We start from the raw sequence: 25,855 nt of genomic DNA on the forward strand, positions 1-25,855 counted from the left end.
ATCAGATTGCTGAGCTGGCCTGATGTCAGTAGGGCAGCTCACGCCCGAGGTGCCGGGCGTACGCGCGGTGTGCGGCGAGAATGGCCGCCAGCCAGCGGGCCATCATCTCGTCCGCGCGCAGCAGCTCTGAGGTCTCCGCCTCGAAGGACTCCCGGTCGTAATGGCGTACGGACGCGACGCCCGGCTGCTCGGCGAGCGCCTTCTCGATCAGGTCCTCAGGGATGCGGCCCAGGCTCGGCTGGACGAGGTGGCCCACCTCGTCGGCGAACCCGAGCCCCCAGTGCAGGCCGCTGCCGGTCGACACGTAGACCTGCTTGGTCAGTGCCTGGCGTGCGATCGGGTACTCCTCCCGGGTCTCGTCCGGACCGGCCAGCGCGATCAGCTCCGCCGGGAGCCGATCGAGGACGGCCGCGACCACGGGAAGACCGGCGAGCTGGTCGCCGCGGTAACCGACACTGCCCTGGTTCGCGGAGCCGGTCCTCGGCTCGATGCCCGGCACCGCGAAAGGCGAAGAGGTCATTCCTGCGTCCTCACATATGGGGTCCGGAGGTGCGGGCCGGGCACGTGGCCCGGCCCGCAACGCTGCGATCAGTCCGTCGGGAAGTGGATAGTGTAGGGGATGTTGTTCGCCTTCAGGCAGTTGTACAGCTCCTCGGACATGCCGAGGTCGTCCACGTTGGGCTGACCGCTGCCGCTCGCCACGAAGTGCCAGTGGATCTTCTTGACGCCCTTGCCTTTCATCTTCTCCAGATTGGCTTCCTTGATCGTGTCCTGGTTGGCGGGATCCTGGTACCAGGCGTCTTTCTCGCACTGGTCGACCTGCTCCTGGACCCGATCACTGGCGTAGGCGAAGCCGGACTTGACCTCGTGGAAGATCCAGCCCTCGTCGGTTTCTTCGGCGTAGTCGACTCTGCGGCCGCCATCGAAGGCAGGGCTGTCCGGCTTCTTGATGCCGAAATCCCGCTCGCCGGGCCGGCCGATGCCCCGCATCATGTCGGCAAAGTTGATCTCGCCGCTCTCCCAGCCGTATGCCCAGTCGACCTTCGGGCCGTTCTCGTGCCGCGCGAGCGGGTCGGTCATCATCTCGTGCAGCCGCTTGAGGTCGGTTCGCTTGCCGTTGAGCAGCCGGTCGAAGTTCGCCTTGGAGACCCGGCTGCTGGCCGCCGCCGCGACGATCCCGGCCGGCTCCTCGACCTGCTCGGCGACGAGGTACGCCCAGACCTCGGGCATGATGAGCTCGTAGGTGAGCTCCTTGACGGTGTCTGGGATCTTGTCGTACTTGGCGACGTAGCGCGCCGCCGCCATGAGCCGGTGCGCGTACTTGTTGACGAACTTGGCGACCTTGGCCGGGATGGAGACCGCGTCGCCGACGTACGGGATGACGCCGAGGATGCTCAGTCCCGCGCTGACCCAGTCGGCGTGGATGAGCGCGGCGATGGTGTCGCGGATGTCGGCGAGCCCGCCGAGGATCCATCCGACCACCGGGATTACGCTCAGTCCGCCGCCGCAGAGGTTGCCGGCCAGCCAGGCCATCGAGTCCTTCTCGGCGAAGTCGCCGGCGAACATCCCCAGCAGGAAGTCGGTGACGTACGTCCACTTGCTGATCTGCTCGTCGAACTGGCTCGGGTGCAGGCCCTGCGCCTCGGCGTTGGCGATCTCGTAGTCGTCGCGCAGGCCGTCGTTGTCGGTGTCCTGGAACAGCGCGCTGATCAGGTAGTCGAGTTCGACGCTGTCGGAGAGGCCGTCGCCGTCGGTGTCGGGTTTCGCCGGGTCGGAGCCGTTGTCCTCCTCGGTGGCGTCCGGCACCCCGTCGCCGTCGGTGTCGATGTCAGTGGGTACGGGCTCGATTGGCGGTACGTCGCCCGGCGCCGGCGGGGCGCGCGGCTGGTCGGCGACGAGCGGGTTGCTGCCCTGGGCCACCTCGGCACCGTCGGTGGCGCCGTCGCCGTCGGTGTCCGGGTTGGTGGGTGAGGTGCCGAGGTCCTGTTCCTGGAGGTTGGTGAGGCCGTCGACGTCGACGTCCTCGGCGCCGTCGGCGACCGAGTCGCGGTCGGTGTCGACCACTCCCGGCATCGTCCAGCCCGCCAGCTCGGTGATCTCGAACTTGTCGGTCAGCCCGTCGCCGTCGGAGTCCACGAGCAGCGGGCTTGCACCGAAGCGTAGCTCCACCCCGTCGACGACCCCGTCGTTGTCGTGGTCGCCGGTGTAGGTGATGCCCAGCCGAGCCAGTACGTTGAAGCCGTTTGCCCAGGCGCTCTCGGCCTGGATGGTCGCCGGCTCGGGGTTGGCCTTGACCAGCATCTCGTCGGCCTTGGCCAGGTTCACCTTGGCCGCCTCGAGATCCGCGAACGCCTCGGTCAGCCCCGCGGGGGCGGGCGCGGGTGGTGGGCTGGCCCGGAACGGCCCGATCGTCGCCTCGGCGTCCTGGATCGCCGCGTCCGCCAGCAGCCGCACTCCGGTGAGGGTCTCCACCAGGGCGGCCACGTGGGCCTGCTCGGCCTCACCGTTTGGCGGGCTGGCGCCGGTCATGCGGCTCTTGAGGAACGACTCCAGGTGCTGGAGGTTGTCGAACGCGATCTCGCCGTTGGCCGCGCTGTTGAGCCGTGCACCGTCGAAGTACCGGGTGTCGACATCCGCCAACACCGGGTCGATCCGGCTGTCACCCAGCCCATCACCGACGTACGGGCGCAACGCCTGGGTAGCCTCGGTGACGTAAACCTTCGCGTCCCGGGTGTACTTCGCGGTGGGGATCTTCGCTACCTCCACCTGCCAGAGAGGTGTCTCCCCTGCGGACGCCGGGGCGGCGACGAGCGCCACCTGTGCGGCGACCAGTGCCGCAACCACAGCGGCAAGTCCTGACCGCCATCGTCCTCTGTGTCTCATCGACACTCCCGTCTGTGCATTATGGACAAAAGCTCTCGGGAGCATATTCAACAAAACCACTATCTGAAGTCCCGCCGGAATTAGCCTGCTATTGCCGGAGGACTATGTGCAAGTTTGGTTGAATTGGACCTACACCGCCTTGGCGGACGATCAGGAGGCCGGAAAGTAGCTACCGACTGACCCGGCGGCATCGGTGAACCTCGTCGACGTCGAGCTGGAGCAGGTGGCGCCCGCGAGGTCACGCCCAGTCGCTGCGGTCCACGCAGTTCATGCCCGAGTCGTCGCCCCCACCGACGGTGATTGGCTGACGGCGACCGAGGTGTCCCACCCCGCCCTTTGCTCTGCTGCACCCCACGCAACACCCCTGCTGAGCTGGGAAAGCCCCCGTCCGGCCAGTCGGCGCCCGGCGACCGCGGGGTCAGCGGGTCGGGCTCGGGCTGGCCGACTCGGGCCCGCCGCGCGTCGGGGTCGGGGTGACCGGCACCTCCGCGCCCTGCGCCGGATCCTTGATCACGTGCCGTTCCAGGTTGACCTGCGCCTGGCCGGTGCCGCCCACCGTGATGTCGTCGTACGCCTGAAGCATCTTCTGCTGGTCGAAGTAGAGCACCGACATCGACAGCGGGGTGGGCTTCTCGCCCTCCAGGCCGCGCAGCCCGGCGCCACCGGTGGAGCCCTCCACGAACAGTTGCGTCGGCTGCTTCCCCGGCACCTGCGGCAGCTTGGACACCTGCCGGGCGTGGGTGTGCCCGGCCAGCACCAGCGGGCAGGTGCCGGAGAGCGGCCCGGCCGAGGCGGGGTCGTGCACCAGCGCGATGTTCACCGGGCGCGGCGAGGCGGTGACGGTGGTGGCGAGCTGCTCGCCGGCGCCGATCACCTGGTCGGCCACCTGCTTCGTCAGGCCGCTGCCCGCCGGTGAGGTGTTCTTGTCCGGCGTGAACCGGGGGTCGCCGATCCCGGCGACGGTCAGCCCGGCCACCGTGGTCGTCGAGTTGTTCAACACGATCGCATTCGGCTGCTGGGCCACCGCCGCGGCCGTCCTCGCCGAGTCGTGGTTGCCCCGGATGTAGACGTACGGCTTCTTGAGCAGACCGATCGAGCCGACGAAGGACGCCTCCGGCTCGCTGCCCCAGTCGGTGATGTCGCCCGTGTCGATCACCACGTCGATGCCGAACTGCTCCACCACCGTCCGGATCAGCTGCCACCCGGTCGGATTGAGGTGCATGTCCGAGACGTGCAGCACCCGCGTGGTGCCGGGCGCCGGCTCGTAGACGGGCAGCGCCGAGACGGTGGTGTAGAGCTGGCTGACGTTGCCCACCAGCCGCTGAAGCTGCTCGGCGTATTTCGTGTAGTCGTTGGCGATCCGGCGCGCGTCACCGACGATCGCCGGGGCGTTGACCAGCAGTCCCTCGTACCGGGGCTCCTCGATCGCCTGTGGGCGCATGGTCGCCGCGGCCAGCCCGAGGCTGCCGGCCGTGATCACCAGGGCCAGCCCACCGGCCCAGGCCGTCCGCCGGGTGTCGCGGAAGACCAGCCCCGCCAGCAGCAGGGTGGCCAGCACCGCCGCGCCCAGCGTCTTCAAACCCAGGCGCAGCACCCCGGCCCGGACGTCGGCGACGGCGGACTGGCTGGCCCGGCTGATGCTCGCCGGGTCGTCGATCAGCGCCTGGGTCCGCCGCTGGTCCAGCGCGCCCAGCCGCACGGTGAGGTAGGTCGGCCCGTCGTGGCTGTTCAGCAGCAGCGCGCCCAGCGGCGGGACGTCGACGGTGGTGCCGCCCTCCAGCGACGGGCTCAGGTCGAGCTCCGCCCGGAACGGCCCGATGTCGGTGCCGACGTGCCCACCGGCGTACGTGCCGGCGACCACCCCGCCCAGGGCGACCGCCAGGACGGCCAGCGCCACGCCGAGCCGCCGCAGCCAGCCGTTCCGACCCGACCGGGCGGCACGCTGCGGCCAGCTCACCCAGCGCCGGGCACGTCCGGTCGCCGGGGTGCCATCGCCCCCGGTGTCGCGCTGCTCGTTCTCCTGGCCGTCCATGCTGAAATTCTGACCTGCCCGTCGAGGGATCTTGGCAAACCCGATAGAAGCCGGCGCGTCCTCACCTGCCCGGCCCGCGTGTCGGCCCCGCCCCCGGGTGGAGCCGGCCCGCTACGGCGGGTCGGTCAGCTGCGCCCGGCCCCGCCGCCGGCGAAGACCAGCCGCAGGATGCGGTCGTCCTCCGGCGCCGGCTGGCCCCGCCCGTCCCGGTTGGAGGTGGTGACCCAGAGTGACCCGTCCGGGGCGGCGGCCACGGCCCGGAGCCGACCGTACTTCCCGGTCAGCAGCTCGCGGGGCTGGCCGAGCACGGTGCCCTTGTCGGTCAGCTCGACCAGCCAGAGCCGCTCGCCGCGCAGGCACCCGGTGACCAGCAGCCGCTCGGTCGCGGCGAGTCCGGAGCAGGAGGCCTCGGCGGTGCGCCACTGCACGATCGGGTCGGCGTACCGCTTGTCGCCGGCCCGCCCCTCGACCTGCGGCCAGCCGTAGTTGCCGCCCCGGGTGACCTGGTTGATCTCGTCCCAGGTGTTCTGGCCGAACTCGACGGCGTACATCCGCTTCGCCGCGTCCCAGGCGAAGCCCTGGACGTTGCGGTGCCCCAGCGACCAGACCGGCGAGCCGGGGAAGGGGTTGCCGGCCGCCGGCTTGCCGTCCGGGGTGATCCGGAGGATCTTGCCGCCGAGGCTCCTGCGGTCCTGGGCGTTCGCCTGCCGGCCGGCGTCGCCGGTGCTGGCGTACAGGTTGCCGTCCGGGCCGAAGGCGAGCCCGCCGCCGTTGTGGTTCCCGGCGGCCGGGATGCCGGTGAGGATCGGCGTGGGCCGCCCGCCCAGCGGCACCCGGGCGATCCGGTTGTCCCGCGCGGTCGTGTAGTAGACGAAGACCGTGCGGTCCCTGGCGTAGGACGGGGAGACGGCGATGCCCAGCAGCCCGCCCTCGCCGCCGGCCGCCACGTCCGGCACGGTCTGCACGACGGTGACGGTCAGCCCCTCCGGCCCCGAGCCGGGCCCGACCTGGAGGATCCGTCCACTGTCCCGCTCGGTGACCAGCGCGGCGCCGTCGGGGAGGAAGGCGACGGCCCACGGCACCCGCAGCCCCTTCGCCAGCACCGTGGCCACCACCTGCTGGCCGGCGCCGCCCGCGCTGGCCGTCGCCGACGGTGTGGGGAGGTTCGGCGGCTCGCCGGCCGGGTCGGGCCCGGGCTCGCCGAAGGCGCAGCCGGCGGTGCCCAGCAGCAGCGCCGCGCAGGACGCCGCGAGCGCCGCCCGGAGGCGGCCGATGCGGGGGTACGGGGGACGGGCGCTCACCCGGCCCAGCCTATCCCGGCCGGCCGACGATCCGGGCGCGCCAACTCGCGCGTCAACGGGCCCGGAGGGCGAGCAGGGCGACGTCGTCCTCCGCGCGGTGCGCCGTGGCGAGCAGTTGGTCGCAGAGGTCACCCAGCGGCAGCTTCGCCGCGCCGGCGAGCCGGTCGACCAGCTCGGCCAGCCCCTCGTCGATCGAGCGGTCCCGCCGCTCGATCAGGCCGTCGGTGTAGAGCAGCAGCGTGTCGCCCGGCGCGAGCGCCAGCTCCCGGCTGGTCCGGCGGCTCGGGCGGGCCAGGCCGAGCAGCGGCTCCCGCGCCTCGTCGAGCACCTCGACCGAGCCGTCCGCGCGGATCAGCAGCGGCGCCGGGTGCCCCGCGTTGCACCAGCTCACCGCGAGCCCGTGGGCCCCGGTCGGGCGTACCCGGGCCAGGGTGGCGGTGGCCACCGTGGGGATGCGCAGCCCGCGGATCGCCCCATCCAGGTGGGACATCAGGTCGGCCACCGCGTCGGTGCGGCCGTACGCGTTGCCGCGGACCAGGTTGCGGAGCTGACCCATGGTCGCCGCCGCCTCGATGTCGTGGCCGGCGACGTCGCCGATGGCGGCGATCAGGTCGCCGTCGGGCTGGACGAAGGCGTCGTACCAGTCGCCGCCCACCTCCGCCCGGTCCGCGGCGGCCAGGTAGCGCGCCGCGAGCTCGATGTCGGGCACCACGGGCAGGTGGGGGAGCATGCTGTGCTGCAGCACCTCGGCGACGTGCCGCTGCTCGCCGTACATCCAGCTGTTGCCGACCGCCTGGCCGGCGCGCCGGCCGATGTCCAGCGCGGTCTGCAGGTCACCGTCGTCGAACGCCCGCCGTTGCGCCCCGCTGACCAGGGTGATGCAGCCGATCGTGCCGCCCCGCCCGGGCGCGGTGACCGGCACGCTGAGCTGGGAGGCGATGCCGAGGCGGGTGGCCAGCGACGGCAGCTCGGGATCGGTGGTGCCGCGCTCGACGTCGCCCACGCCGGCCGCGCTGCCGAGGACCGGCCGACCGGTACGCAGCACCGACCGGATGATCGACTCCGGGCCGAGGCCGGTGGCCATCAGCTCGGCGAAGCGCGCCACGTCGGCGGCCCGGTCCGGGTCCCGGTGCACGGCCGAGACGGTGCGCGGCGCGCCCGCCGGATCGACCAGGGTGATCAGAGACCAGTCCGCCAGCAGCGGCACCATCGCGTGACTCAGCCGGCTCACCGCCGTGTTGATGTCCAGCGTGCCGGCGAGGGTCTCGCTCATGCCGGCGAGCATGGCGAGCCGGTCGTGCGCCTCCTCGGCGCGCCGGCGGGCCACCTCGGCGCCCTCCAGCGCGATCCGCAGCCGCAGCTCTGAGGAGCAGGCGGCGGCCAGGTCGGCGAGGGTGCGCAGCTGCTCGGCGGTCCAGGCCCGGGGCTTGCTGTCGATCGCGCAGAGTGAGCCGAGGACCCGGCCGTTCAGGTCGGTCAGCGGGATGCCGGCGTACGCGACCACGCCCAGGTTCTCGATGGCCGGGTTCCGGCGGACCCGCGGGTAGAGCCGGGCGTCCGGCAGCACCATCGGCACCTCGATGTCGACGACGTGCTGGCAGAACGAGTGGCTCAGCGGGGTCTGCCGCCGGCCGGCCCACGGCTCGGGGAGGCCGATCGCGCCGGGGAAGAACTGCCGCTCCGGCGAGACCAGCGAGACCAGCGCGACCGGTACGTCGAGCAGGTCGGTGACCAGCCGGGCGAACCGGTCGAAGGCCTCGTCGGGCGCGGCGTCCAGCCGGGTCTCGGTGAGTGCCCGCAGCCGCTCCGGGTCGGTGAGCGCCGGGATGGGCGCAGCCGAACGTTCGGCGGTTTCCTCGGTCATCGGCCACCTGTCTGCGGGCGGGGGAGCGCCGGCCGACGCTCCGTCATCGGTTATACCCGGCGGCGCGGTCCGGCATCTCGGCCGCACCACAGTCGTCAAGGTCACGTTGCCCGCGTACCGGGGCGAATCACCAGGTATGACCGGGCATATTCGGACACCGCGCGCCCGCCCACGGGCGCGACGGTTATCGTCGGCGGTCGTGAAGGTATGGATCCCGCACCGCGCCGGTCAGGCCCTCCTCGGTGAGCTGCCCCCGGGCGTCACCGTGGATGTCATGGAGGACCCGGCCCGGCTCCCGTCAGCCCCGGACGATGTGCGGTTCTGGGTGCCGCCGTTCCTCGCCGGTCCCGCCGCCGGCGCCCTGCTGGCCGAGCTGCCCGACGTCGAGGTGGTGCAGCTGCTCTCCGCCGGGGCGGACGCCTGGGTGGGCCGGATGCCCGCGGGGGTCACCCTCTGCGACGCCCGCGGGGTGCACGACTCGGCCACCGCCGAGTGGGTGGTCGCCGCCGTCCTGTCCCAGCTGCGCGGCTTCGGTCCGCTGGCCCGGGCCCAGGGGCGCCGCGAGTGGGCGTACGACGAGGTGGCCCCCACCGACGAGCTGGCCGGCAAGCGGGTGCTGATCGTCGGCGCCGGCTCGATCGGCGCGGCGGTCCGGGCCCGACTGGCCCCGTTCGAGGTCACCTTCACCCTGGTCGCCCGCACCGCCCGGCCCGCCGAGGGGGTGCACGGGGTGGACGAGCTGCCCGGCCTGCTGCCGGAGGCGGACGTGGTGGTGCTGCTGGTGCCGCTGACCGAGCAGACCCGGGGGCTGGTCGACGAGAAGTTCCTCGCCGCGATGCCCGACGGCGCGCTGCTGGTCAACGCGGCCCGCGGCCCGGTGGCCCGGACGTCGGCGCTGGTCGCCGAGCTGACCACCGGTCGGCTCCGGGCCGCGCTGGACGTCACCGATCCCGAGCCGCTCCCCGCCGACCATCCCCTGTGGGGGCTGCCGAACGTGCTGCTCACCCCGCACGTCGCCGGTTCGGTGCGCGGCCTCCTGCCGCGGGCGTACCGGCTGGTGGGGCAGCAGCTGCGCCGGTTCGCGGCCGGCGAGCCGCTGGTCAACCGGGTGGTGGAGGGCTACTGACCGGGCCGGCTCAGCGGGTGCTGTCGGGGAGCTCCTGACCGGTGGCGGCGATCAGCCGGGGCAGGTCGGCGGCCCGGACGGCGGGCAGCACCAGGCGCTCGCCGTCGTCGAGCCGGACGACCGCCCGGCCGCGTTCGTCGGCGGCCAGCTCCGCGACCCGGTCCCAGGCGATCCGGCGCTGCCCGGCGAGCGCCCGCAGCCGCAGCTCCCGCGGGTCGGCCTCGGTGCCGGAGCGCCACGCCCAGACCGCGACGGCCAGCGGGATCAGCAGCACCCAGAGCAGCCACCAGCGGGCGGTGGCCAGCGGCAGGGCGCCGATGAACGCGACGATCGCGGCGACCACGATCGCCTGGTTGGGCCGGAAGCGGACGGTGTCGGCGCGACTCACCCCCCGATGATCGCACCTCGGCCCGGCCCGGCTCCGGCCGGGCAGGGATGCGCCGGGCGGCGGGGCTCATGTGACCGGCGTCACCGGCGCTTACCCGTAACCGCCTTTCGTGGGAATCGTTTGTTCGCGTGGTCGCGCCAGGTCCCCCGCCGCCGCTCCGTCGCACCCACCGTCCACCCCGTACCGCCGGGACAACCGCACGTCGTTGCGCAACGCACCGCCCCGTGCCCCCTCACGAAGGCGTCCGCCGTGTCCGTCGCGTACCTCTCCGGCGAGCACCGTCGCCGACCGTCGCCGCCCGATCTCGTCGTGCTGGCGGTCGGCACGCTGCTCGTCCTGGCCGGCGCCGCCGGCCTCGTCCCGCCGCCGGCGGCCCTGGCGCTCGCCGTCGCGGCCGGCTCCGCCCTGGCCTGCGTCCGGCTCTCCGGGCTCGCCGGTGCCCGGGCCACCCCGCCCGCGCCGGCCCCGTCCGCCGTCGCGGTGCCGCCCGCCCGGCCCGGCGCCGGTCCGCCCCCGTCGAGCGACCCGGGATCGCCCCCGGGGGGCGGCGCACCGCCCGTCGGCCCCGCCCACCCGCCGGTCCGCGTCGACACCCGCGTGCCGACGGCGACCGACCCGAGCCCGCCGCTCGGCCGGCGCGCCCGCCCGGTCGCGGTGTCCCGCCGGGTGGTCGCGATCCTCGACGCGGCGGTGCTCGCGGCCGGGCTCACCGTCGCCGTGCTGCCGCTGACCGAGGCGGCGCACCGGCCGCCGGTCGTGCTGGTCGGGCTCGCCGTCGTCGCCGCGCTCCAGGCCGTGGGCCTGCTCCGGCTGCCCGGGCGCTCCCGGCTCTCCGGCCCGCAACGGCTCCGCCGGACCGTGGACGTGGTCGGCCTCGGCGTCAGCCTGGTCTTCGCCGGCTGGATGCTGCTGCCGGCGGGCCAGGTGCCGCCGCTGGCCCGGACCGCGAGCGTCGCCGGCGCGGTCGGGCTGGCGGTGCTGGTCGTCGCCGCGCTGGCCGACCGGCGCCGCCGCCCGGGCGCGGCGCTCTGCCTGTCCGGCGCGGCGGCCACCCTCTCCGGGCTGGCCGGTCTCGTGGTGCTGCTGGTCTACCCGGCGCCGGAGCGTGCCGTCCTCACCGTGGTGCCGCCGCTGCTGGCGGGCGCGCTGCTCACCGCCACCGGGGCCCGACGCGCCTCGGCCGGGGTGACCCATCGCCCCGACGGGCCGCCCGCGCCCTGGCCCCGGGTGACCGCCCCGGCCGGCATCGCCGCGCTCGCCGCCGGTCTCCACCTCTGGGCCGTGGGGGAGTTCACCGCCCCGGCGATCGCGCTCGGGCTGGCGGTGATCCCGCCGATGGTGCTCCAGGAGCTGCTCACCGCTGTGGACCACCGCCGGCGCGCCGAGCGGCTCACCGCCCTGGAGGCCCGGCTGCGGGAGTTCGTCGGGGGCCTCGACGAGCGGGACCGGCTGGCCCGGACGGTGCGCCGGCTCACCGCCACCGACCAGCTCACCGGGCTGGCCAACCGCCGGGAGCTGCTGCGCGAGCTGGCCGACCGTGGGGCGGGGTCGCCGCCCGGGGCGCTGCTCGTCGTCGACCTGCACGGACTGGGCGCGGTCAACGCCGGATCGGGGCACGCGGCGGGCGACGAGGTGCTGGTCGAGGTCGCCGGCCGGCTCCGGGCCGGCTGCGGGCCCGGGGACCTGGTGGCCCGGCTGACCGGTGACGTCTTCGCGGTGCTCACCGACGTCGGGCCGGTGCTGGCGTACGCGCTGGCCACCCGGTTGCTCGCCGCCCTGACCGAGCCGTACCCGCTGCCCGGCGGGGTGGCGCGCCTGCAGGCCAGCGTCGGGCTGGCGGAGACGCCCGGCGGCGAGCCGGAGGACGTGCTGCGCCAGGCGGACCTGGCCCGCCGCCGGGCGGTGCAGCTCGGCCGGGACCGGGTCGAGTGGTACGACGCCTACCTGGAGGAGCAGCTGGTCCGCCGGCTGGACCTGGAACGCGAGCTGCCCGGGGCGGTCGCCCGGGGCGAGCTGGACCTGGTCTACCAGCCGGTGCTGGACCTCGCGGACCGGCTGCCGGTGGGCACCGAGGCGTTGCTGCGCTGGCGCAGCCCGGTGCTGGGCACGGTGCTCCCCGCCGAGCTGCTGCCGGTCGCGGAGGACCTGGACCTCGTCGGCGAGGTGGGCCGCTGGGTGCTCGACCGCGCCTGCCGGCAGCTCGCCGAGTGGTCCGACGGCGGTCGGGAACTGTGGATGTCGGTGAACGTCGGGCCCCGGGAGCTGGCCGCGCCGGACTTCGTGCCGCGGACCGCCACCGCGCTGGCCGCGTACGGCGTGCCGGCGGAGCGGCTGGTGGTCGAGGTGGCGGAGCCGGCGGTCGCCGCCGAGCTGCCCACCGTGGTGGCCCGGCTGGCCGGGCTCCGGTCGCTGGGCGTGCGGACGGCGCTGGACGACTTCCGGGCCGAGCACGCCTCGCTGGCCCAGCTCCGCCGGCTCCCGATCGACCTGCTGAAGGTCGGCCCGCACCTGGTCGGGGCGGCCGGTGACGCGCAGCGCGCGCTGATCGACGTGGTGGTCAGCCTCGGCGACCGGCTGGGGGTGGCGGTGGTGGTCGAGGGGCTGGAGTCCGACGCCCAGGTCGCGGGGGCGCGTCGGGCCGGCTGCCGGTACGGCCAGGGTTTCGCGCTGGCGCGGCCGGCCACCGCGGAGCGGGTGGAGGCGTGGTTCGAGGAGTTCCCTTCGGCGTCCCGCTGAGCCCGTTCGTTCAGCGCCTCGGCCCGGGCTCCGCGCCGCCGTCCGCGTCTCGCAGGCGGGCTGATCACGTCTCGTGGCGCCCTCCCCGGCAGGGCCGCGCCCTCCGTCGCGACGCCACCCGCTCCCATCACTTGAAGAATTCTTCAAGTGCTAAAGTCTTCAGGGCGAGGGGGAGGGTGTTCATGTCGGTGCCGCTGTACCAGGCCAAGGCCGAGCTGTTCCGCACGCTCGGGCACCCGGTGCGGATCCGGGTCCTGGAACTGCTCCAGGACGGCCCGCAGCCGGTCCGGGACCTGCTCGCGGCCATCGACGTCGAGGCGTCCAACCTCTCCCAGCAGCTCGCCGTGCTGCGCCGCGCCGGGATGGTCACCTCCCACCGCGACGGCCCGCTGGTCATGTACGCGCTCAGTACCCCCGACGTGGCCGACCTGCTGGCCGCCGGGCGGCGGATCCTCGGCGCGGTCCTCACCGACCGGGACGGCCTCCTCGACGAGCTACGTGCCTCGGGAGGGGACCGGTGACCGGAGCGGCGTTGGGTCACGTCGCAGGTCCGGCCACCGGCGGCGCCGGTAGGGGACGGGGTCGCCGGCAGGGCGACGGGCGCCGGCTGCGGCGCGTCGGCGGCCTGCTCCGGAGCCGGGTGTTCGGGCTGCTGCCCGGCCGGGCCGACTGGGCGGCGGCCCGCCGCTCACCCCGGCGGGACCTGCTGGCCGGGCTGACCGTGGCGGTGGTGGCCCTGCCGCTGGCCCTGGCGTTCGGCGTCACCTCCGGGCTGGGCGCCCAGGCCGGGCTGGTCACCGCCGTGGTCGCCGGCGCCGTGGCCGCAGTCTTCGGCGGCTCCAACCTCCAGGTCTCCGGCCCGACCGGGGCGATGACCGTGGTGCTGGTGCCGGTGGTGCAGCGCTTCGGCCCCACCGGCGTCCTCATGGTCGGGGCGATGGCCGGGCTGGTGCTGATCGCCCTCGCCCTGGCCCGCCTCGGTCGGTACGTCCGCTACCTGCCCACCCCGGTGATCGAGGGCTTCACCGCCGGCATCGCGGTGGTGATCGCCCTGCAACAGGTGCCCGCCGCGCTGGGCGTGACCGACGCCCACGGCGACAGGGTCTGGGCGGTGGCCGCGGACGCGGTCGCCCGGTTCGTCGTACATCCGAAACCTGCCGCCCTCGCGGTGGCCCTCGCCGTCGCGGCGCTGATGCTGCTCGGCGCCCGGTGGCGCCCCGGGCTGCCGTTCTCGCTGCTCGGGGTGGCCGCCGCGACGGTCCTCGCGGAGCTCGCCCCGGTCGATCTGGTCCGCATCGGCGCGCTGCCGCAGGGGCTGCCCGCGCCGTCGCTGGGCTTCCTCGACCCCGGCGCGGTCGGTGTGCTGCTGCCCAGCGCGCTCGCGGTCGCGGCCCTCGCCGCGCTGGAGAGCCTGCTGTCGGCCACCGTCGCCGACGGGATGACCGTCGGCCAGCGGCACGACCCGGACCGGGAACTCTTCGGCCAGGGCCTGGCCAACCTCGCCTCCCCGCTCTTCGGCGGCATCCCGGCGACCGCCGCCATCGCCCGCACGGCGGTGAACGTCCGGGCCGGGGCGGGCTCCAAACTGGCCGCCCTCACCCACGCCGTCGCCCTCGCGGCGATCGTGCTGGCCGCCGCGCCGCTGGTCGGCCGGATCCCCCTCGCCGCGCTGGCCGGCGTGCTGCTGGCCACCACCGTGCGGATGGTCGAGGCCGGCTCGCTCTGGGCGCTCGCCCGGGCCACCCGGGGCGACGCGCTCGTGCTGGTGCTCACCTTCGCCGTCACCGTGATCTGGGACCTGGTGACCGCGGTGGCCGTCGGCCTGGCCGTCGCCGTCGTCCTCGCGCTGCGCGCGGTCGCCCGCAGCGCCCGGCTGGAACAGGTCCCCCTCGACCCCGGCGAGCACCGCGCCGAGGAGCACGCGCTGCTGGCCGAGCACATCGTGGCGTACCGGCTCGACGGGCCGCTCTTCTTCGCCGCCGCGCACAGCTTCCTGCTGGAGCTCTCCGACGTCGCCGACGTCCGGGTGGTCATCCTGCGGATGTCCCGGGTGACGACGATGGACGCCACCGGGGCGCACGTCCTCGGCGACGCGATCCGCCGGCTGCGGGGACGCGGCATCACCGTGCTGCTCTCCGGCATCACCCCGGGCCACGACCAGGTGCTCAGCACCCTCGGGGTCGCCGACGAGCTGCGCCGCGAGGGGCTGGTCTTCCCGGACACCCCGGCCGCGATCCGCCACGCCCGGACCGTCGTGCTGGCCGGCGCCGACGCTCCCGCGGCAGCCGCCACCGCCTGATCCCGGCCGGTCCCTCCCGTTCGGTAACGCCGTCGGCCGGCTGGTGTCCCGCCGGAATCCGGACGGCAGCGGGTCGTCAGCTCGGCAGGGCCCCGAGGCCGGCGAGGAGCTCCCACCGCTCGTCGGCGGACAGCGCCGCGTAGGCCGGCTCGTCGCGGCGGTCGGTCTCGGCCTCGATCGCCTGCCGCTCGGGCCCGCCGGGCAGGGCCCGGATCTCCTCGACGGTCAGCCCGGCGGCCCGCCACGCCGCCCGGTGCGCGTCGGCGCGGTGGTGGCGCAGCGCGCCGAGCCGGGTGGTCAACAACATGGCCGGCGAGGCGTCGTCCGGCTCGTACGCCGGGGCCATCGCCCGGAACGCCGGCCCGCCGGTGGCGAGGCCGGCCGCCAGCACCCGGCCGACCAGGTCGGCCAGCCGGGGCGCCGACGCCAGCCCGGGAAGCAGGCTGGGCCCGGCGGACCACAGCTCGGCGGCGGCCTCGGCGGTCGCCCGCTGCGCGAAGAGCGCCAGCTCCCGGCCCAGCTCGGTGAGGTGCCACGTGCCGTCGGCGTCCACCACGGTCACGCCCTGGGCCAGCTCGGCGGTCATGTCCCCGTCGGTGTAGACCAGGGCGTCGGCCAGCGCCTCCGCCGGCATCGGCCGGGCCAGCACCCCGGAGAAGAGGCTGTTCTCGAAGCCGAGGCTCGCGCCCCGCTCGGCGTAGAACGCCTCCATCCGCGGCCGCGCCGCCCAGCGGGCACCCACGTACACCCGGTCGATGACCGGTCGGATCAGTCGTGCGTAGCTCATGATCGCCTCCCCGACGCCGGACCATACCGGCGTCGGGGCGCGACGTGGGGGGCCACCTACTCCGGGACGCGGCGGTAGGCGCCGTCGCTGGCCGAGGTGGCCATCGAGGCGTACGCGCGCAGCGCCGCCGACACGGGCCGCTGCCGGTCGGTCGGGGTGTAAGGACGGTCGCGCTTCTCCTCGGCGACCCGGCGGGCCTGGAGCACGTCCTCGGGGACGTTCAGCTCGATGGAGCGCCCCGGGATGTCGATGACGATCTCGTCGCCCTCGCGGACCAGCGCGATCAGCCCGCCGGAGGCCGCCTCGGGGGAGACGTGCCCGATCGACAGCCCGGAGGTGCCGCCGGAGAACCGGCCGTCGGTGAGCAGCGCGCAGGATCGGCCCAGCCCTCGACCCTTCAGGAACGAGGTGGGGTAGAGCATCTCCTGCATGCCCGGGCCGCCCTTCGGGCCCTCGTACCGGATCACCACCACGTCGCCGGCGACCACCTGCTTGGCCAGGATCGCTGACACCGCGTCGTCCTGGGACTCGTAGACCTTCGCCGGGCCGCGGAAGGTCAGGCACTCCTCGGGCACCCCGGCGGTCTTCACCACGCAGCCCTCCGGGGCCAGGTTGCCGTGCAGGATGGCCAGCCCGCCGTCGGCCGAGTACGCGTGCTCCCGGTCCCGCACGCAGCCGCCGGCCGCGTCGGTGTCCAGCGACGACCAGCGGTTGGTGGTGGAGAACGGCTCGGTGGTGCGCACCCCGCCCGGCGCGGCGTGGAACAGCTCGATCGCCCCCGGGGTGGCCGAGCCGCCGCGCACGTCCCAGTCGGCGAGCCACCGGGTGAGCGAGGGGGAGTGGACCGCGTGCACGTCCCGGTTGAGCAGGCCCGCGCGGTCCAGCTCGCCGAGGATGGCCGGGATGCCGCCGGCCCGGTGCACGTCCTCCATGTGGAACTGCGGGGAGTTCGGCGCGACCTTGGCCAGGCAGGGCACCCGGCGGGAGATGGCGTCGATGTCGGCCACGTCGAAGTCGAGCTCGGCCTCCCGGGCGGCGGCGAGCAGGTGCAGGATCGTGTTGGTCGATCCGCCCATGGCCACGTCCAGGGCGACCGCGTTCTCGAAGGCGCTCCGGTTGGCGACGGCGCGCGGCAGCACCGAGGCGTCGTCCCCGTCGTACCAGCGCTTGGCGATCTCCACGGCGGTCCGGCCGGCCTCGACGAAGAGCGACCGGCGGGCGGCGTGGGTGGCCAGCGTCGAGCCGTTGCCCGGCAGCGCCAGGCCGATCGCCTCGGTCAGGCAGTTCATCGAGTTGGCGGTGAACATGCCGGAGCAGGATCCGCAGGTCGGACAGGCCGAGCGCTCGATCTCGCCGAGCTGGTCGTCGGTGACCGCCTCGTTCGAGGACGCGATCATCGCGTCGATCAGGTCGATCTTGGAGTGCACGATCCCCTCGATCGCCATCGTCTTGCCGGCCTCCATCGGGCCGCCGGAGACGAAGACGGTCGGGATGTTCAGCCGCAGCGCGGCCAGCAGCATCCCGGGGGTGATCTTGTCGCAGTTGGAGATGCAGACCAGGGCGTCCGCGCAGTGCGCGTTGACCATGTACTCCACCGCGTCGGCGATCAGCTCCCGGCTGGGCAGCGAGTAGAGCATGCCGCCGTGACCCATCGCGATGCCGTCGTCCACCGCGATCGTGTTGAACTCCCGGCCCACGCCGCCGGCCTCGGCCACCGCGTCGGCGACCAGGCCGCCGAGGTCCTTGAGGTGTACGTGACCGGGCACGAACTGGGTGAAACTGTTGGCGATGGCGACGATCGGCTTGCCGAAGTCGTCGTCGGTCATCCCGGTGGCCCGCCACAGGGCCCGGGCGCCGGCCATCGTCCGACCGTGGGTGGAGGTCCTCGACCGCAGCTCAGGCATGCGTACCAGTCTGACACCGGTCTCGCGGCGACCCCCCGGCACGCGCGCCGTGTCCCAACAGTTGCACACCCGGTGCCCCACGGAGTGCGCCGATCCGGCACAGTTGAGGCCGTGCACTTCCCCCCGGGCATGGTGGCCGTCGCGGTGCTGAGCGGGCTCGTCGCCGCCGTCGCCACCGCGTTGCTGACCGCGTCGGCCCGTCGCCGGGTCGGGCCGCACCGCCAGGCCCACGTGCTGCTCGCCGCCGCGGCCGGGATCGCGCTGCTCACCCTCCTCGTCGGGGTCACCGCCACGCTCGCCGGCAGCGAGCACTGGGCCCATCAGCAGGGGCAGCGCACCGGCTTCGCGACCCTGGTCTCGGTCGGTACGGCGCTCTGCGGGCTCGCCCTCGGCGCCGCCCTGCTCCGGCTCCCCGGGACGGCCGCGGCCGGGCCCGCCACCGCCCGGCTGCTCCTCGACGGCCTGATCATGGCCAGCGCGCTCTGGTTCGTCGGCTGGGTGGTCTTCTCCGAACCGACCCGGCTGCTCGGCGCGGCCACCCCGGTGGCCTGCACACCGATCGCGCTGGCCACGGTGACCGCCGCGCTCACCGCCGGGCTGACCATGATCATGGTGCTGCGGGCCGCCCCGCCCCGGCGCCGGCTCGCCCTGCTCGGCGCCGGTGTCACCGCGGTGACCTGCGGCGGGCTCGGCCTGGCCGCCGGGCTCTGCCAGGCCGGCCCGGGAATGGCGCTGGCCGGCGCGGCGGTGCAGGCGGCGGGACTGCTGGCCGTCGTCCCGGCGGTGCACCGGGTCGACCCGCCCGGTCAGGTGGACGTCGACCTGATCCGCCGGGACGGCGAGTACGCCTTCGTGCCGATGTTCGCGATGGCCGCCTCGGCGATGTTCCACCTCGTCCAGGGCGGCCGGTTCGACGCGTTCGGCATCGTCGCCGGCAGCGTCGAGGGCTTCGCGCTGGTGGCCCGGCAGTACCTCGCCCTCAACGACGTGCGGGGCTACGCCGACCGGCTGGCCGCGCGGGAGGCGCACTTCCGTGAGCTGGCGCACACCGACCCGCTGACCGGCCTGGCCAACCGGCGCGGGCTGCTGCGGGCGCTGCAGCGCTGCGTCGAGGCCGACGTGCCCTGTGTGCTGCTCGGCCTCGACCTGGACGGCTTCAAGAACGTCAACGACATGCGCGGCCACGACGTGGGCGACGTGGTGCTCGCCGAGGTGGGTCGCCGGCTGCGCGGCAACCTGCGCCCGGGCGACCTGGCGGCCCGGCTCGGCGGCGACGAGTTCGCGGTGCTGATGCACGGCTCGACCGACGCCGACCGGGTCGCCGGGCGGCTGCTCGGGGTGCTGGGCCGCCCGTACGACCAGCCGGAGGGGCCGGTCTTCCTCTCGGTCAGCATCGGGGTGGCCGGGAACTGCGGCGAGCCCGACGTGGAGCTGCTGCTGCGCAACGCCGACCTGGCCCTGCGCTACGCCAAGCAGCGGGGCAAGAACCGGATCGAGCGGTACGACGTCGCGTACGACCAGCTGCTGCGCCGGCGCACCATGCTCGAGCACGAGATGCGCGGGGCGATCGAGCGCGACGAGTTGCGGCTGGCGTTCCAGCCGGTGGCGTCGCTGCCGTCGGTGCGTCCGGTCGGCGCCGAGGCGCTGCTCCGCTGGCACCACCCGGAGCTGGGCAACGTCCGCCCGGACGAGTTCATCCCGCTCGCCGAGGAGTGCGGGATGATCGCCAAGCTGGGCGCCTGGGTGCTGCACCAGGCCTGCTACCAGCTCTCCCGCTGGCTGGCGGACGGTCACGACGTGTGGGTCTCGGTGAACGTCTCCCCGCGCGAGCTGCACGCCCCGGAGTACGTCGTCCAGGTCGCCGACGCGCTGCGCGCGCACCACGTGCCGCCGCAGCGGCTGGTGCTGGAGGTCACCGAGCACGCCGTCGCCACCGACCTCGACGAGCTGATCCGGCGGCTGACCGCGCTGCGGCTCACCGGGGTCCGGATCGCGCTGGACGACTTCGGCGCCGGCTACTCCTCGCTGGGGCAGCTGCGCCGGCTGCCGATCGACATTCTCAAGATCGACCACAGTCTGGTCGCCGAGCACGAGCCGGTGCGTCCCGTCGGTCGGGACGGGCCGGCGTTCGCGCCGATGGTCGACATCGTCATGCGCCTCGGTCACCAGCTCGGGCTGGAGGTGATCGCCGAGGGCGTCACCAACCCGACCGAGCTGGCCGCGGTGGTCGCGGCGGGCTGCCGGTTCGGGCAGGGCGCGCTCTTCGGCTGGGGGGTGCCGGCCGAGCACCTGGAGGCGATGCTGGAGGCGGCGACCTCGCCGGGCGCGCGCCCCGCGCCGCTGCCCCCCGGCCCACGAGCCGCCCCGCCCCGTCCCGCGCCGTCGCCGCTGCTGCCGCGGCTGCGGTCGAACCCGCCCGCGGCGACGCCGCCGGTGCCCGCGCCGCGCGCTCCAGAGGAGGACTTCCCGCAGGTGGGAGGGGTCTCCGGTGCCACGTCCGGGTACGACACGCCCACGTCCGTGAACCAAAATGTGGGATCAGTTGACTCATCGCGTGAGATGCGTCAGGCTTAGCCGCATGTCGTCGAACCGGTCGCTGCGAGTACTTACCTGAGCGCACTCTCCCTCATCGAGAGTGCGCTGGCCCCGTGCATCTGCACGTGGGCCGTTTTTATTGCCGTCGGACCCCATCGGGGCGGGCCCCGCCCGCGTCGCACTGCGTGAAAGAGCCTCACCCACTCCAGCCGAAGGCCTGAACCGCCATGACGAGACCCACGCCAGAGACCCTCGCCCACTCCGTCCGGCGAGCCCGCTCGGCCTCCGAGCCGGCGAGCGACGCCGACCACGCCCCCACCCCCCGCAACGGGGCCGCCCCGGCCGCCCCGGCGGTACGGCAGGCCGCTCCGGCGCAGGTCTCCGGCGCCGGATCGCTGGTGCGCTCGCTCGAGGCGCTCGGCGTCGACGTCGTCTTCGGCATTCCGGGCGGTGCGATCCTGCCGGCGTACGACCCGCTCTACGACTCCACCGTCCGGCACATCCTGGTCCGGCACGAGCAGGGCGCCGGCCACGCCGCCACCGGCTACGCGCAGGCGACCGGGAAGGTCGGCGTCTGCATCGCCACCTCCGGCCCGGGCGCGACCAACCTGGTCACCCCGATCGCCGACGCGTACATGGACTCGGTGCCGATGGTGGCGATCACCGGCCAGGTCGCGCGTCCCTCGATCGGCACGGACGCCTTCCAGGAGGCGGACATCCAGGGCATCACCCTGCCGATCACCAAGCACAACTTCCTGGTGCAGACCCCCGAGGAGATCCCGCAGGTCCTGGCCGAGGCGTTCCACCTGGCCTCGACCGGCCGGCCCGGCCCGGTGCTGGTGGACATCCCCAAGGACGTCCTCCAGGCGCCGACCACCTTCGCCTGGCCGCCCACCCTGGACCTGCCCGGGTACCGGCCGACCCTGCACCCGCACGGCAAGCAGATCCGGGAGGCGGCCCGGCTGATGACCGGCGCCCGCCGCCCGGTGCTCTACGTGGGTGGCGGCGTGCTCAAGGCCGGCGCCACCGACGGGCTGCGCCGGCTGGCGGAGCTGACCGGCATTCCGGTGGTCACCACGCTGATGGCGCTCGGCGCGTTCCCCGACTCGCACCGGCAGCACCTCGGCATGCCGGGCATGCACGGCACCGTCGCCGCGGTCTACGGCCTGCAGAAGGCCGACCTGATCGTGGCGCTCGGGGCCCGCTTCGACGACCGGGTCACCGGCAGGCTGGACTCGTTCGCGCCGGACGCCACCGTGGTGCACGCCGACATCGACCCGGCCGAGATCGGTAAGAACCGGCACGCGGACGTGCCGATCGTCGGCGACGCCCGGCACGTGATCGACGAGCTGATCACCGCGGTCACCAGCGAGCAGGCGGCCCGGCCGGCCACCGAGCTCGGCGACTGGTGGACCCAGCTCGACGACCTGCGCAACCGCTACCCGCTCGGTTACGAGGAGCCGGCCGACGGCACGCTCTCCCCGCAGTACGTGATCAAGCGGCTGGGCGAGATCGCCGGCCCGGACACGATCTTCGTGGCGGGCGTCGGGCAGCACCAGATGTGGGCCAGCCAGTTCATCTCGTACGAGAAGCCCTACACCTGGCTCAACTCCGGGGGCCTCGGCACCATGGGGTACGCGGTGCCGGCGGCGATGGGCGCCAAGGTCGGCAAGCCGGACACGGTGGTCTGGGCGGTGGACGGTGACGGCTGCTTCCAGATGACCAACCAGGAGCTGGCCACCTGCGCGCTGGAGGGCATCCCGGTCAAGATCGCCGTGATCAACAACGGCAACCTGGGCATGGTCCGGCAGTGGCAGACCCTCTTCTACGGCGAGCGCTACTCCAACACCGAGCTGGGCACCCACAAGCACCGCATTCCGGATTTCGTGAAGCTCGCCGAGGCGCTCGGCTGCGTCGGGTTGCGCTGCGAGAACGCCGCCGACGTGGACAAGACCATCGAGGCGGCCATGGCGATCAACGACGCCCCCGTGGTGATCGACTTCGTGGTCGGCAAGGACGCCATGGTCTGGCCGATGGTCGCCGCCGGCACCAGCAACGACGAGATCATGTTCGCCCGGGGCGTCCGCCCCGCCTTCGACGAGGACGAACTCTGATGACGATGCACACCCTCTCCGTGCTGGTGGAGAACAAGCCGGGTGTCCTGGCCCGGGTCTCCGGCCTGTTCTCCCGGCGCGGCTTCAACATCGACAGCCTCGCGGTGGGCGAGACCGAGAACCCGGACGTCTCCCGGATCACCATCGTGGTCAACGCCGAGTCGTCCCCGCTGGAGCAGGTCACCAAGCAGCTCAACAAGCTGGTGAACGTGCTCAAGATCGTCGAGCTGGACCCGCAGGTCTCGGTTGCCCGGGAGTTGCTGCTGGTCAAGGTCCGCGCGGACCGCAACGCCCGGGCGCAGGTGCTGGAGACGGTCAACCTGTTTCGCGCCCGGGTGGTCGACGTCGCGCCGGACACGCTGACCATCGAGGCCACCGGCACCCCCGACAAGCTCGACGCGCTGCTGCGCGATCTCGAACCGTTCGGCATCAAGGAGATGGTCCAGTCCGGCACGGTGGCGATCGGGCGCGGCTCGCGCTCCATCACCGCCGCGCCCGCGCTGCGCGCCGCCTGACCACCACACAAGTCCACGACGGGCCGCTGCGGACCGCCGTACGAAAGGGAAGTCAATGAGCGTTGAGGTGTACTACGACGACGACGCCGACCTGGGCCTGATCCAGGGCCGCAAGGTCGCCGTGATCGGGTACGGCAGCCAGGGTCACGCCCACGCGCTGTCGCTGCGCGACTCCGGCGTCGACGTGGTGATCGGCCTGCCCGCCGGTTCGAAGAGCCGGCCGAAGGCCGAGGAGCAGGGCCTGCGGGTGCTCACCCCGGCCGAGGCGGCGGCCGAGGCCGACGTGATCATGATCCTGGCGCCGGACACCGCGCAGCGGGCCCTCTACGCCGATGCGATCGCCCCGAACCTGGCCCCCGGCAAGGCCCTCTTCTTCGGCCACGGCTTCAACATCCGGTACGGCCTGATCACCCCGCCGGCCGACGTGGACGTGGCGATGGTCGCCCCGAAGGGCCCGGGTCACCTGGTCCGCCGCCAGTACGTCGACGGCAAGGGTGTGCCCTGCCTGGTCGCCGTCGAGCAGGACGCCAGCGGCACCGCGTTCCCGCTCGCCCTGTCGTACGCCAAGGGCATCGGCGGCACCCGGGCCGGCGCCATCCGGACCACCTTCACCGAGGAGACCGAGACCGACCTCTTCGGCGAGCAGGCGGTGCTCTGCGGCGGCGCGGCGGCGCTGGTGCAGACCGGTTTCGAGGTGCTCACCGAGGCCGGCTACGCCCCCGAGGTGGCCTACTTCGAGTGCCTGCACGAGCTGAAGCTGATCGTCGACCTGATGTACGAGGGCGGCATCGCCCGGATGCGCTACAGCGTCTCCGACACCGCCGAGTACGGCGACCTCTCCCGCGGCCCGCGGGTCATCGACTCCCGCGTCAAGGAGGAGATGCGCAAGATCCTCGGCGAGATCCAGTCCGGTGAGTTCGCCCGCGAGTGGGTGGCCGAGGACGAGGCCGGCCGGCCGAACTTCGCCAAGTGGCGGGCCGAGGGCGCGGCGCACCCGATCGAGGAGACCGGTCAGAAGCTGCGCGCCATGATGAGCTGGGTCGATCGGCCGATCACCGAGACCGCCTGACCCGCACAGTGGCGGGTCCGGCGCTCTCCCCGGCGCCGGGCCCGCCACCGCCTGCGTTCCGCCCCTGTTCAGGCCCGGGACATGTCGGGTTTGTGAGGGCGCTCACCCCGCCGTCCCGGACACTCCGACCGGCCCGCGCCCTACGATCCCAGGTAGGTGCGTAGCCGGCACCTGACGGCCATGGCACGGCTCACCGCAGGGCGCAGCGCGGCGTCCCACGCCGCAGCCGACCGCTCTGACGACATCTACGAGGACCGATGAATCCTGTCGTACTGATCGCCGAAGAACTCGCTCCCGCCGCCATCGAGGTGCTCGCGCACGACTTCGACGTACGCCACGTCGACGGCACCGACCGCCCGGCCCTGCTCTCCGCGCTCGCCGAGGCCGACGCGGTGATCGTGCGCAGCGCCACCCAGATCGACGCCGAGGCGATCGCCGCCGCGCCGCGTCTGAAGGTGGTCGCCCGGGCCGGCGTCGGCCTGGACAACGTCGAGGTGCCGGCCGCCACCGCGCGGGGCGTCATGGTCGTCAACGCCCCCACCTCCAACATCGTCTCCGCCGCCGAGCAGGCCGTCGCGCTGCTGCTCGCCGTCGCGCGGAACACCGCCGCGGCCAGCGCCGCGCTGAAGGCGGGGGAGTGGAAGCGGTCGAAGTACACCGGCGTCGAGCTGCAGGGCAAGACCGTCGGCGTGGTCGGCCTCGGCCGCATCGGCGTGCTCTTCGCGCAGCGGATCGCCGCGTTCGGCACCCGGTTGATCGCGTACGACCCCTACATCCAGCCGGCCCGCGCCGCGCAGCTCGGGGTCCGCCTGGTCGGGCTGGAGGAGCTGCTGCGGGAGGCCGACTTCATCTCCATCCACCTGCCCAAGACCCCGGAGACCGTGGGCCTGATCGGCGAGAAGGAGCTGGCGATCGTCAAGCCGGGCGTCCGGATCGTCAACGCCGCCCGCGGCGGCCTGGTCGACGAGCAGGCCCTGGCCGACGCGATCGCCGAGGGCCGGGTCGCCGGCGCCGGCGTCGACGTCTACGCCAAGGAGCCGTGCACCTCCTCGCCGCTGTTCGCCTTCGACAACGTGGTGGCCACCCCGCACCTGGGCGCCTCCACCCACGAGGCGCAGGACAAGGCCGGCCTGGCCGTGGCCAAGAGCGTCAAGCTGGCGCTTCAGGGCGAGTTCGTGCCGGACGCGGTGAACGTGCAGGCCGGCGGCGTGGTCGCCGAGGACGTCCGCCCGCTGCTGCCGCTGGCCGAGAAGCTCGGCCGGGCCTTCACCGCGGTGGCCGGCGGGGTGGCCGCCAGCGTCACCGTCGAGGTACGCGGCGAGATCGTCAACCACGACGTCTCGGTGCTCAAGCTCGCCGCCACCAAGGGGCTGTTCAGCTCGGTGGTCGAGGAGCAGGTCACCTACGTCAACGCGCCGCACCTGGCCGCCGAGCGCGGCGTCGAGGTCACCCTCACCACGCAGGCCGAGACGGTCGACCACCCCAACCTGGTGACGATCCGTGGCGCGCTGCCGGACGGCCGTACGGTCAGCGTCTCCGGCACGGTGACCCAGACCGGCATCCGGGACGTCATCAAGCTGACCGAGGTGGACGGTTTCGACGTGGAGATCGGCGCGGAGGGCATCCTGGTCTTCCTGCGCTACGTCGACCGGCCGGGCGTGGTCGGCACCGTCGGCACGCTGCTCGGCGAGGCCGGGGTCAACATCGCCGCGATGCAGGTGGCCCGCCGGGAGGCCGGCGGCGAGACGCTGATGACGCTCACCGTCGACCAGGCGCTCGGCGCGGACCTGCTCAGCTCGGCGGCCGACTCGATCGGCGCGGTCGCGGCCAGCGCGGCCGACCTGCGCGACGAGTAGTCCACGCGCGACACATCGGGGGCCCGGCCGACACGGCCGGGCCCCTCGTCGTACCGGGACCAGGGGTCAGGGGGTGACGCGGGCCGGCGGTGGGTAGACCGAGCCGTCCTGGGCGTCGAAGAGCATCAGGCCGTGCGCACCGGCCAGCCGCTCGATGTCGAGCAGAACCTGGTCCTCGCAGGTCGGGAAGAGGTTCAGCTCCACGTGGTCGGCGGCCGCGTGCAGCGGGGTGACCTCCCACGGGCTGTCCGGACCGGCCTGACGGTCGGGATAGGCGGCGGTGATCGCCCGGTAGAAGCCGACCACCCTGGGATCGGGGTGACGGTCGCCGTGCCGCCCCTCGCGGCACCGCTGCACCGCTGCCCGCACCTCGGCGGGCGTGGCCCCGTCCGGCAGGGCCCACACGCTCAGATCGAAACTCACGGCGGACAGCGTGCCATCCCGGG

Annotated in this window: 18 protein-coding genes; 9 read left to right on the plus strand and 9 right to left on the minus strand. The window is 73.9% G+C overall.

Annotated features, from left to right (window positions below; all coding sequences use genetic code 11):
* Window positions 1–25: 25 nt before the first annotated feature.
* From ACTWO6_RS07470 to ACTWO6_RS07490, 5 genes are all read right to left on the minus strand, one after another.
* On the minus strand, window positions 26–520 hold the full coding sequence (locus tag ACTWO6_RS07470; RefSeq protein WP_446218927.1) for a hypothetical protein: 495 nt from the start codon (window positions 518–520) through the stop codon (window positions 26–28).
* Window positions 521–588: 68 nt separating this feature from the next.
* Window positions 589–2,844 carry a hypothetical protein gene (locus ACTWO6_RS07475; RefSeq protein ID WP_446218928.1) on the minus strand — a complete coding sequence of 752 codons (2,256 nt, stop codon included), beginning with the start codon at window positions 2,842–2,844 and terminating at the stop codon, window positions 589–591.
* 457 nt (window positions 2,845–3,301) lie between these two features.
* The gene (locus ACTWO6_RS07480; protein WP_446218929.1) at window positions 3,302–4,915 is read right to left on the minus strand and encodes a metallophosphoesterase; all 1,614 of its coding nucleotides are present in this window, start codon (window positions 4,913–4,915) and stop codon (window positions 3,302–3,304) included.
* A gap of 125 nt (window positions 4,916–5,040) precedes the next feature.
* Window positions 5,041–6,216 (minus strand): PQQ-dependent sugar dehydrogenase, encoded by a 1,176-nt coding sequence (locus ACTWO6_RS07485; RefSeq protein ID WP_446218930.1) that lies wholly within the window; start codon window positions 6,214–6,216, stop codon window positions 5,041–5,043.
* Between the two features lie 52 nt (window positions 6,217–6,268).
* The gene (locus ACTWO6_RS07490) at window positions 6,269–8,080 is read right to left on the minus strand and encodes a SpoIIE family protein phosphatase (RefSeq protein ID WP_446218931.1); all 1,812 of its coding nucleotides are present in this window, start codon (window positions 8,078–8,080) and stop codon (window positions 6,269–6,271) included.
* A gap of 199 nt (window positions 8,081–8,279) precedes the next feature.
* Here ACTWO6_RS07490 and ACTWO6_RS07495 point away from each other — a divergent pair, with 199 nt between their 5' ends.
* Complete coding sequence (locus ACTWO6_RS07495) at window positions 8,280–9,206, plus strand: 2-hydroxyacid dehydrogenase (protein ID WP_446218932.1); 927 nt, start codon at window positions 8,280–8,282, stop codon at window positions 9,204–9,206.
* A gap of 10 nt (window positions 9,207–9,216) precedes the next feature.
* On the opposite strand, the gene ACTWO6_RS07500 is transcribed toward ACTWO6_RS07495, so the two are convergent.
* Window positions 9,217–9,594, minus strand: a complete 378-nt coding sequence (locus tag ACTWO6_RS07500) for a PH domain-containing protein (RefSeq protein ID WP_446218933.1) — start codon at window positions 9,592–9,594, stop codon at window positions 9,217–9,219.
* A 249-nt stretch (window positions 9,595–9,843) separates the two neighbouring features.
* Between ACTWO6_RS07500 and ACTWO6_RS07505 the strand changes: the two genes are divergently transcribed.
* The 3 genes from ACTWO6_RS07505 (at window position 9,844) to ACTWO6_RS07515 (ending at window position 14,629) form a co-directional block, all read left to right on the plus strand.
* Window positions 9,844–12,330 carry a putative bifunctional diguanylate cyclase/phosphodiesterase gene (locus tag ACTWO6_RS07505; protein ID WP_446218934.1) on the plus strand — a complete coding sequence of 829 codons (2,487 nt, stop codon included), beginning with the start codon at window positions 9,844–9,846 and terminating at the stop codon, window positions 12,328–12,330.
* A 182-nt stretch (window positions 12,331–12,512) separates the two neighbouring features.
* A complete protein-coding gene (locus ACTWO6_RS07510) occupies window positions 12,513–12,851 on the plus strand; it encodes an ArsR/SmtB family transcription factor (RefSeq protein ID WP_446218935.1) in 339 nt (112 codons plus the stop codon).
* Between the two features lie 86 nt (window positions 12,852–12,937).
* Window positions 12,938–14,629: a SulP family inorganic anion transporter gene (locus ACTWO6_RS07515; RefSeq protein ID WP_446220581.1), complete on the plus strand. Its 1,692-nt coding sequence runs from the start codon at window positions 12,938–12,940 to the stop codon at window positions 14,627–14,629.
* Window positions 14,630–14,705: 76 nt separating this feature from the next.
* Here the strand turns inward: ACTWO6_RS07515 and ACTWO6_RS07520 are convergent, their stop codons facing one another.
* Entirely contained in the window at window positions 14,706–15,416 is a 711-nt protein-coding gene (locus tag ACTWO6_RS07520) for a hypothetical protein (protein ID WP_446218936.1), read from the minus strand.
* Window positions 15,417–15,472: 56 nt separating this feature from the next.
* Window positions 15,473–17,320: a dihydroxy-acid dehydratase gene (gene ilvD, locus ACTWO6_RS07525; RefSeq protein ID WP_446218937.1), complete on the minus strand. Its 1,848-nt coding sequence runs from the start codon at window positions 17,318–17,320 to the stop codon at window positions 15,473–15,475.
* Window positions 17,321–17,449: 129 nt separating this feature from the next.
* Between ilvD and ACTWO6_RS07530 the strand changes: the two genes are divergently transcribed.
* From ACTWO6_RS07530 to serA, 5 genes are all read left to right on the plus strand, one after another.
* Window positions 17,450–19,894, plus strand: a complete 2,445-nt coding sequence (locus ACTWO6_RS07530) for a putative bifunctional diguanylate cyclase/phosphodiesterase (protein ID WP_446220582.1) — start codon at window positions 17,450–17,452, stop codon at window positions 19,892–19,894.
* A 188-nt stretch (window positions 19,895–20,082) separates the two neighbouring features.
* The gene (locus ACTWO6_RS07535) at window positions 20,083–21,969 is read left to right on the plus strand and encodes an acetolactate synthase large subunit (protein ID WP_446218938.1); all 1,887 of its coding nucleotides are present in this window, start codon (window positions 20,083–20,085) and stop codon (window positions 21,967–21,969) included.
* Window positions 21,969–22,484 (plus strand): acetolactate synthase small subunit, encoded by a 516-nt coding sequence (ilvN, locus tag ACTWO6_RS07540; RefSeq protein WP_446218939.1) that lies wholly within the window; start codon window positions 21,969–21,971, stop codon window positions 22,482–22,484. The genes ACTWO6_RS07535 and ilvN overlap by 1 nt, the downstream gene beginning before the upstream one ends.
* A 55-nt stretch (window positions 22,485–22,539) precedes the next feature.
* Complete coding sequence (gene ilvC, locus ACTWO6_RS07545) at window positions 22,540–23,553, plus strand: ketol-acid reductoisomerase (protein ID WP_446218940.1); 1,014 nt, start codon at window positions 22,540–22,542, stop codon at window positions 23,551–23,553.
* Between the two features lie 257 nt (window positions 23,554–23,810).
* Window positions 23,811–25,409 carry a phosphoglycerate dehydrogenase gene (gene serA / locus ACTWO6_RS07550; RefSeq protein ID WP_446218941.1) on the plus strand — a complete coding sequence of 533 codons (1,599 nt, stop codon included), beginning with the start codon at window positions 23,811–23,813 and terminating at the stop codon, window positions 25,407–25,409.
* A gap of 66 nt (window positions 25,410–25,475) precedes the next feature.
* Here serA and ACTWO6_RS07555 read toward each other — a convergent pair whose 3' ends face one another.
* The gene (locus ACTWO6_RS07555; RefSeq protein WP_446218942.1) at window positions 25,476–25,832 is read right to left on the minus strand and encodes a hypothetical protein; all 357 of its coding nucleotides are present in this window, start codon (window positions 25,830–25,832) and stop codon (window positions 25,476–25,478) included.
* Window positions 25,833–25,855 lie beyond the last annotated feature (23 nt).

This window comes from Micromonospora sp. IBHARD004, assembly GCF_052814115.1.

Coding starts and splice junctions, on each gene's coding strand:
- ilvD (WP_446218937.1), bottom strand. CDS start 17,320: ATGCCTGAGCTGCGGTCGAGGACCTCCACCCACGGTCGGACGATGGCC.
- ACTWO6_RS07480 (WP_446218929.1), bottom strand. CDS start 4,915: ATGGACGGCCAGGAGAACGAGCAGCGCGACACCGGGGGCGATGGCACC.
- ACTWO6_RS07510 (WP_446218935.1), top strand. CDS start 12,513: ATGTCGGTGCCGCTGTACCAGGCCAAGGCCGAGCTGTTCCGCACGCTC.
- ACTWO6_RS07530 (WP_446220582.1), top strand. CDS start 17,450: ATGGTGGCCGTCGCGGTGCTGAGCGGGCTCGTCGCCGCCGTCGCCACC.
- ACTWO6_RS07470 (WP_446218927.1), bottom strand. CDS start 520: ATGACCTCTTCGCCTTTCGCGGTGCCGGGCATCGAGCCGAGGACCGGC.
- ACTWO6_RS07535 (WP_446218938.1), top strand. CDS start 20,083: ATGACGAGACCCACGCCAGAGACCCTCGCCCACTCCGTCCGGCGAGCC.
- ilvN (WP_446218939.1), top strand. CDS start 21,969: ATGACGATGCACACCCTCTCCGTGCTGGTGGAGAACAAGCCGGGTGTC.
- ACTWO6_RS07490 (WP_446218931.1), bottom strand. CDS start 8,080: ATGACCGAGGAAACCGCCGAACGTTCGGCTGCGCCCATCCCGGCGCTC.
- serA (WP_446218941.1), top strand. CDS start 23,811: ATGAATCCTGTCGTACTGATCGCCGAAGAACTCGCTCCCGCCGCCATC.
- ACTWO6_RS07520 (WP_446218936.1), bottom strand. CDS start 15,416: ATGAGCTACGCACGACTGATCCGACCGGTCATCGACCGGGTGTACGTG.
- ilvC (WP_446218940.1), top strand. CDS start 22,540: ATGAGCGTTGAGGTGTACTACGACGACGACGCCGACCTGGGCCTGATC.